The organism is Streptomyces sp. BE303 (genome assembly GCF_036290945.1).
Taxonomy (GTDB): domain Bacteria; phylum Actinomycetota; class Actinomycetes; order Streptomycetales; family Streptomycetaceae; genus Kitasatospora.
In genome coordinates this window covers 1-2,829 of record NZ_JAQYWZ010000095.1, presented here as the reverse complement: position 1 = coordinate 2,829, position 2,829 = coordinate 1, and the positions used below count along the sequence as shown (strand labels likewise).

At 69.4% G+C, this 2,829-nt stretch carries 2 protein-coding genes and 1 pseudogene; 2 read left to right on the top strand and 1 reads right to left on the bottom strand.

Annotation, left to right across the window (positions count from 1 at the left end; translation table 11 throughout):
- Both PUR56_RS00370 and PUR56_RS00365 read left to right on the top strand, forming a co-directional pair.
- Positions 1-129: pseudogene (locus PUR56_RS00370) on the top strand (IS5/IS1182 family transposase); the annotation flags it as partial.
- Positions 130-181: 52 nt separating this feature from the next.
- Positions 182-637 carry a GatB/YqeY domain-containing protein gene (locus PUR56_RS00365; RefSeq protein ID WP_329874570.1) on the top strand — a complete coding sequence of 152 codons (456 nt, stop codon included), beginning with the start codon at positions 182-184 and terminating at the stop codon, positions 635-637.
- A 143-nt stretch (positions 638-780) separates the two neighbouring features.
- Here the strand turns inward: PUR56_RS00365 and PUR56_RS00360 are convergent.
- On the bottom strand, positions 781-2,829 hold a 2,049-nt coding region (locus PUR56_RS00360; RefSeq protein ID WP_329947355.1), incomplete at its 5' end, for a transglycosylase domain-containing protein.

Here is a 2,829-nt window from a genome sequence, read left to right as displayed (position 1 = left end):
GAGCGCACCGTCGCCTGGCTCGGCGGCTTCCGCCGGCTGCACCGCCGCTACGAACGCAAGGCCGACCACTTCGCAGCCTTCGCCAGCATCGCCGCAGCCCTCATCTGCACCCGACGGCTATCCAAATGAGATGTCTTCTTAATGCCGGGCAGCTGAACGCCGCAGGTGAAAGACTCGGGCCATGACGACGCTCAAGGCGCAGCTGCAGGAGGACCTCACGGCTGCCATCAGGGTCCGGGACGAGCTCCGCTCGTCCACCATCCGGCTCACGCTTTCCGCGGTCACCAGCGAGGAGGTGGCGGGTAAGACGAAGCGGGAGCTCTCGGACGCCGAGGTGCTGAAGGTGATCGGTCGGGAGGCGAAGAAGCGCCGGGAGGCCGCCGAGGCGTTCGACACCGCGGGCCGGACCGAGCAGGCCACCCGGGAGCGGGCCGAGGGCGAGGTGCTGGCCGACTACCTGCCCAAGCAGCTCTCCGACGACGAGCTGGCGGCGATCGTGACCGCCGCCGTCGCCGAGAGCGGTGCGACCGGGCCGCAGGGCATGGGCGCCGTGATGAAGCTGGTGAAGCCGAAGGTCGACGGTCTGGCCGAGGGCGGCCGGGTCGCCGCCGCGGTGAAGGCCGCGCTGACCGGCTGACGACAGGTCGGCAGGGCAACAGCGCAGAGGGTCGGCGGGGCAGTAGGACGGCAGGCCGGCCGCGCAGCGGGAGAAGACGGGGGCGCCCCCCGAGCCACTGGCGCGGGGGGCGCCCCTCTTCGCGTCACGGTCGACCGGGTCGGTCAGCGGTGGCCGCCGCCGTTTCCGTTTCCGTGGCCGCCGCCGTTGCCGCCGCCGCCGATGATGCCCGGCGGGAGGGTGATCCCGCCGCCGATCAGGCCGCCGGCGTTGGTGCCGCCGGGGTTGCCGCCGCCGGTGTTGGCGGGCGGCGGCGGGTTGCCACCCGCGTTGGGGTCGCCGGTGGCCGGCGGGCTGGCCGGCGCGGTGGCGTTCGGGTCGGGCTTGGGTGCCGGGTCCGGGATGTTGATGGTCGGCAGGGTCTCCATGGGAGCGCCGCGCAGGGCCTGGTTCATCGCCATCTGCCAGATCGGGCCGGGGCCGGTGGCGCCGAAGACGCCGTCGGCGCCGTAGTAGGTCTCGCCGATCTTCATGTTCTTCATCTTCACGCCGCCGGCCGGGCCGCCGAGCCAGACGGCGGTGGCGAGCTGCGGGGTGTAGCCGCTGAACCAGGCGGCCTTCTTCTCGTCGGTGGTACCGGTCTTGCCGGCGATCTGGCGTCCGCCTTCGAGCTGGAGGGAGGCGCCGGTGCCCTTCTCGGTCACGTTGAGCAGGACGGCGTTGAGGGCGTCCGCGGTGTCCTGGGAGTAGGCCTGGCTGCAGGTCGTCTGCGGGACCTTGATGTCCTTGCCGTCCACCGTGGTGATCTTGTTGATCGCGACGGGGGTGCAGTACTTGCCGCGGGCGGCGAAGGTGGCGTAGACGTTCGCCATGGTCAGCGGGGAGAGCTCCAGGGTGCCGAGGACCATCGACGGGACCTCGACGAACGGGTCGCCCTTCGAGGTCTGGCTGATGCCGAGCTTGTTGGCCATCTGCTTCATGGCGCAGAGGCCGACCTTCTGCTCCATCTGCACGAAGTAGGTGTTGACCGACAGGGCCATGGCCTGCTTCAGCTCGTACGGGCCGACCTCGCTGGCCGACTCGTTGCCGACGCTGCGCTCCTTGCCCTTGGCGGTGTTCTTCCAGGTGCCCGAGCAGGTGGACATCGTGGGGTACTCGATCTTGTTCTCGGACGGGAACGGCTGGGTGGGGGACATCCCCGACTCCAGCGCCGCCGCGGCCAGGACCGGCTTGAACGTCGAACCGGTCTGGAAGCCGTTGCCGCCGCCCATCGCCGCGTCGACGTTGAGGTTGACGACGGTCTGGTTCTTGTTCGGGTCCAGGCCGTACGGGCGGGTCTGGGCCATCCCGAGGATCTTGCCGGTGCCGGGCTCCATCATGGTGGCGGCGGCCGAGACCGGGTCGGTCACCTTGACCTTGGAGGTCACCGCGTTCTGGGCGGCGGCCTGCTTGTCCGGGTCGAGGGTGGTGTAGATGTTCAGACCGCCCTGGTCCCAGAACTTCTTCCGGTCGGCGGCGTTCTTGCCGAAGACCGGGTCCTGCTTGACCACGTGCCGGACGTAGTCGCAGAAGAAGCCCATGCCGGCCTGCGCGGTGATGCAGCCGTTCTGCGGGTCCTTGAACTTCAGGCCCAGCGGGGCGGCCTTGGCCTCCTTGGCCTGGTCCGCGGTGATGTGCTTGTTCTCGAGCATCTTGTCGAGCACGACGTTGCGCCGCTTGACCGTGTTCTCGGGGAAGCGCACCGGGTCGTACTGCGAGGGGTTCTGCACCACGCCGGCGAGGGTGGCGGCCTCGGCGATCGTCAGGTCCTTGTTGTTCTTGCTGAAGTACCGCTGGGCGGCGGCCTCGACACCGTAGGCCTGGTGGCCGTAGAAGGTGATGTTGAGGTAGTTGGTGAGGATCTGGTCCTTGGTCAGGTCCTCCTCCAGCTTGATCGCGACCTTCAGCTCCTGGATCTTGCGGCCCAGGGTCTTGCGCTGGGCCTCCAGGACGGCCGCCTGGTCGTCGCCGGCCTTCTCGACGTTGACGTTCTTCACGTACTGCTGGGTCAGCGTCGAGGCGCCCTGGGAGGTGGTGCCGCTCTCCGCGTTCTTGCTGATCGCGCGGAGCACGCCCTTGAGGTCGACGGCGCCGTGCTCGTAGAAGCGGGCGTCCTCGATGTCGACCTGGGCCTGCCGCATGTACGGCGACATCTGGTCGGCGGCGAGGACGGT